The following is a 4,202-nucleotide window of genomic DNA, read 5'->3' on the forward strand; positions in this document are numbered from 1 at the left end:
ACTTTTTCAATTTGGTAGTCTTCAATTAGCTTAGAAAAGGCGAATTGGAATTTTCTAATCTCTTGAGTGTCGCTTGCATTGCCAATGCTAAGTTTTGCCACGCGGCAATCGGGTAAATGGACAACACCCTCTGCCTGAGAAAGAAGACAGATTACTGCATCGTTACCTTTTAGCTCTACACCACAAATTTTCATGTTTTCACCTAATTGTTGTTTGTCCGCGACATTATACCCAAATAACCTCAAAATGCTTGGTCTAGCGAGAATCGCTTGGTTTATAGATGTGGAAATACTGGTATTGAAGTTGCTTAAATATAACTAGAGACACATGGGCTGTTAGCGTCTATGTTAAACAATAATGGGTTCAGCAGTGAGTTGCGCAGGACGATGCAATGAAGAAATTAGCGATATTGATTACTGTTTGTTTAGCCCTTGTTGGCTGTAGTACCAAGTTTGTCTATGACAACATGGATTGGCTACTTCTGGAGTACTTGGATGACTATGTTGAGTTAAACAATGAACAAGAAGAGGTGGTGAGTCAAAAAATTGCTGTACTTAGCGAATGGCATCGCAGAGAAGAGATCCCCAACTATATAGCACATCTCGATGAGTTAATGGCAATTGAGCCGAGCAACTTTACGCTCGAACAACTGGACATTCAACAAGAAAAGCTGAGGCAGCACTCTCAGCGATTAGTGGCTAGAATCGCCCCTGAGTTATATTCCATTGCGCGTGAACTGTCTAATGAGCAAGTGGAAGAGCTAATGGATAGCATTCGGGTCCGACACACAAAATATAAAAACAAGTACCAGCAACTCTCCGATGACGAGATCAAAGCGCGTTACAAAGAGCGTATCGAAGATAACTTAGAAACTTGGGTTGGAAGCTTAACTAAGCAGCAACAAACCTTGATAGATGAGTGGGTCGATGAACTGTTTATCACCTCTCATGATTGGGTCAATCATCAAACTCAAATGCGTGTCGAGATGAAATCATTACTTGCACATCGACTTAACATGGCCAAGTTCCAGCCAGAGTTACAGCAGTTGATGTTCCATCCTGACCGTTTCTATACGCCTGAGCTAGAGCATAAGATTACTCACAATAGGGAAGTTGGTGGTCGATACTTAGTTAAAGTGATCAATGTGATGACGCCAAAGCAAATCGAACACTACCGCGATGAAATCGCCGATTGGAGACAGCTAGCGTTAGATATTCAGTAACTTACGCCACAAATATAGTTAGGGGAGCTTTGTTAAAACTAGGTTACAGGATAGAGTAGAGCCACTCCTTACACGACCTGGCATGTTTTATGGAATGGATTCTATTGTTCGGCGCAGGTGTGCTTGGCGGAATACTCAATAGCATTGCTGGTGGCGGTAGTTTTATTACTTTTCCGGCGCTTATGTTTGTCGGTGTTCCTCCGGTCATCGCCAATGCAACCAATACCTTTGCTGCTTGCGCTGGCTATATCAGTGGTGCCTTTGGTTTTCGCCAAGATATCGCTAAATCAAATGGTTCAGTAAAATGGACCATCTTATTAAGTGGTCTTGGTGGTGCGTTGGGTGCCTATTTACTACTTAGTGTTTCCGAGCAGCAGTTCTTAAAAGCCATTCCTTGGTTGCTACTATTCGCCACGTTGCTATTCCTGTTTGGTAGTCACATCAGTCACTGGGCAAGTAAATTGGCTAGCTCTGCTTCGCTTCATCCTCTCTGGGGTATAGCGTCAATCTCGTTGTTGCTTGTTTTGGTCTCTGCGTATGGCGGCTTTTTTAATGCAGGGCTTGGCGTGGTGGTTTTAAGCTATTTAGTTCTCGCGGGATACACAGATATCAATCAGATGAACGGGCTTAAACTTCTTGTCTCTTCGTGTGTCTCTATCATTGCTATTGTAGTGTTTGTACTGGATGGCTCGATAGACTGGCTACGTGGTGGGGCAGTGATGTTTGGTACCTTACTTGGTGGTTATGTAGCAGCAAGAGTTTCACGGCAAGTAGAGCAGCGTTACGTCAAAGGCTTTGTGGCAATATCTAGCATCATTATGACGGTCTACTTTTTCTATGACATCTACCTTTGAGTGAAATTTGACTCTATGCTTGCGGTCACACTCAAAGCTATTTTGATTTCAATTTAGGTTAATTTAGCTGACAAAAAGGCATAATTAAGTGGTCGAGAAAAGGCCAGTGTGATGTCTTTTATGGCCTTGTAAACTGTTGTTCAGGAGGCTTTATGAGTAGAAAATTAGGCAGAGTCATGTCCAGTAGTCGCATGATCACTTTCGTCGCATTTCTTGCTGCAACCTTCGCTTGGGTGTTAAAAATGCCCGCACTATTTACCGTGTCGTTGCTTGCTCTTGTCGCGAGCGGTGCACTCTACCTCAACGACAAATACAAGCACAGTAAAAAAGAGAAGAGCGCCTAATGGCGCTCTCAGGTTTACTTAAAAGAATCCAAAAGGGTTTACGTCATAGCTGATCAGTAAATTCTTGGTGTTTTGGTAGTGAACAAGCATCATCTTGTGTGTTTCTCGGCCAATTCCTGATTTCTTGTAACCACCAAATGCCGCATGTGCAGGGTAGGCGTGGTAGCAGTTGACCCAGACACGCCCGGCTTCGATATTACGGCCCATGCGGTAGGCTAAGTTAGCATCACGCGTCCAAACGCCAGCTCCCAGACCATACTCAGTATCATTTGCAATTGCCAGAGCTTCTACCTCATCTTTAAATTTGGTGATTGCGATGACTGGGCCGAATATCTCCTCTTGGAATACGCGCATTTTGTTGTTGCCTTCGAGGAGTGTTGGTTGGATGTAGTAACCGGATTCGATTTCACCTTGTTGTTTGGCAATGTCGCCTCCGAATACGACTTTAGCACCCTCTTGTCGTCCAATCTCCAGGTAGCTCAAGATCTTGTCAAATTGCACTTGAGATGCTTGTGCACCGACTTGAGTGTCAGTGTCTAACGGGTTTCCTTGTTTGATGCTCTGTGCGCGCTCTGCCACTTTGGCAATAAACTTATCGTAGACTGATTCGTGCACGAGCACTCGCGATGGACAGGTGCACACTTCACCCTGATTGAAGAATGCTAACAACGTACCATCGATACATTTTTCAAGGTACTCATCTTCATGGTCAAATACATCGGGAAAATAAATATTTGGAGATTTACCACCTAGCTCGACGGTGGAAGGGATCAGATTTTCCGCAGCGCATTTCAGGATATGGTTACCGATCTCAGTTGACCCTGTAAATGCCAGTTTAGCGATGCGGTTGCTGGTCGCCAACGCTTGGCCAGCCTCACTACCAAACCCATTGACGACGTTGACCACACCGGCAGGAATCAGGTCACCGATTTTTTCTATCAACAGCAAAATGGAAGTAGGCGTTTGCTCCGCAGGCTTTAGTACGACACAGCATCCTGCCGCCAATGCAGGAGCGAGTTTCCATGCGGCCATTAGCATAGGAAAGTTCCAAGGGATTATTTGACCAACGACGCCGATCGGCTCTGGGAAATGATAGCTTGCTGTATTGACATCAAGCTCGGCCGCACTGCCTTCTTGCGCGCGGATACAGCCAGCAAAATAGCGAAAATGGTCAACGACTAAAGGTAAATCGGCAGCAAGTGTTTCGCGTACGGGAATCTACGAGAGTTGGACAATCTACTTAAGGTAACAAGCTTGATCGCATCTGATGTTGATGAGATCGGTATCGAGCATCTTCCGCCGCACTTTGTCCAGCCTTTAATGGCTCAAACTGCGAATAAAGTATCTGAGTTATCAAAGAACCTTAAAGCGACATTAAATACAACTCTAATCGACACCTATCAAGCGCATAATGGCAACATCAGTAAAGTCTCACGTGTACTTGGCATTAGCCGGAATACTGTCTACCGGAAACTAAGAGCGTTGGGTTTGATAAATGCGAATTAGTGCAATTACTCAATTAAAATTCAACCAAATATTACTAATAGGATGAATCTTATTTTATAAAATAAAATTGTCATTAACGCTTAATCGACCTGTAATCTGAGCTATTCTTGGCCATTTTTAAATATGATTTTTTGCTTAAACTTATCTAATAAGTCGCTACTTTTAGTCCTAAAGTTTATTTAAATGTCAAATCATCAGATTCAATTAATAACCTTTCTGTCAAAATGTCTCACATTTAATAATATTAATAATCGATTTCTCAAAAGTAAGAAAGTG

The 4,202-nt window shown here is 43.3% G+C and carries 5 protein-coding genes and 1 pseudogene; 4 read left to right on the forward strand and 2 right to left on the reverse strand.

What is annotated here, in order from left to right; genetic code table 11:
- Positions 1-194: DUF3010 family protein (locus QTO00_RS15730; protein WP_331425634.1), on the reverse strand; the 194-nt coding region annotated here is incomplete at its 3' end.
- A gap of 197 nt (positions 195-391) precedes the next feature.
- On the opposite strand from QTO00_RS15730, the gene QTO00_RS15735 reads away from it, so the two are divergent.
- From QTO00_RS15735 to QTO00_RS15745, 3 genes are all read left to right on the forward strand, one after another.
- On the forward strand, positions 392-1,222 hold the full coding sequence (locus QTO00_RS15735; RefSeq protein WP_331425635.1) for a DUF6279 family lipoprotein: 831 nt from the start codon (positions 392-394) through the stop codon (positions 1,220-1,222).
- Positions 1,223-1,311: 89 nt separating this feature from the next.
- Complete coding sequence (locus tag QTO00_RS15740) at positions 1,312-2,076, forward strand: sulfite exporter TauE/SafE family protein (RefSeq protein WP_331425636.1); 765 nt, start codon at positions 1,312-1,314, stop codon at positions 2,074-2,076.
- Between the two features lie 152 nt (positions 2,077-2,228).
- Positions 2,229-2,420, forward strand: a complete 192-nt coding sequence (locus QTO00_RS15745; RefSeq protein ID WP_331425637.1) for a hypothetical protein — start codon at positions 2,229-2,231, stop codon at positions 2,418-2,420.
- A gap of 18 nt (positions 2,421-2,438) precedes the next feature.
- Here the strand turns inward: QTO00_RS15745 and QTO00_RS15750 are convergent.
- Positions 2,439-3,635: pseudogene (locus tag QTO00_RS15750) on the reverse strand (aldehyde dehydrogenase family protein); the annotation flags it as partial.
- Positions 3,636-3,674: 39 nt separating this feature from the next.
- Between QTO00_RS15750 and QTO00_RS15755 the strand changes: the two are divergent.
- A complete protein-coding gene (locus QTO00_RS15755) occupies positions 3,675-3,926 on the forward strand; it encodes a helix-turn-helix domain-containing protein (protein WP_331425638.1) in 252 nt (83 codons plus the stop codon).
- Positions 3,927-4,202: the final 276 nt, after the last annotated feature.

Source organism: Vibrio sp. M260118 (assembly GCF_036533755.1).
Classification (GTDB): Bacteria; Pseudomonadota; Gammaproteobacteria; order Enterobacterales; family Vibrionaceae; genus Vibrio.

Bases quoted from the DNA above. Each gene is read 5' to 3' on its own strand.
- QTO00_RS15735 (WP_331425635.1), top strand. From the start codon at position 392: ATGAAGAAATTAGCGATATTGATTACTGTTTGTTTAGCCCTTGTTGGC.
- QTO00_RS15740 (WP_331425636.1), top strand. From the start codon at position 1,312: ATGGAATGGATTCTATTGTTCGGCGCAGGTGTGCTTGGCGGAATACTC.
- QTO00_RS15745 (WP_331425637.1), top strand. From the start codon at position 2,229: ATGAGTAGAAAATTAGGCAGAGTCATGTCCAGTAGTCGCATGATCACT.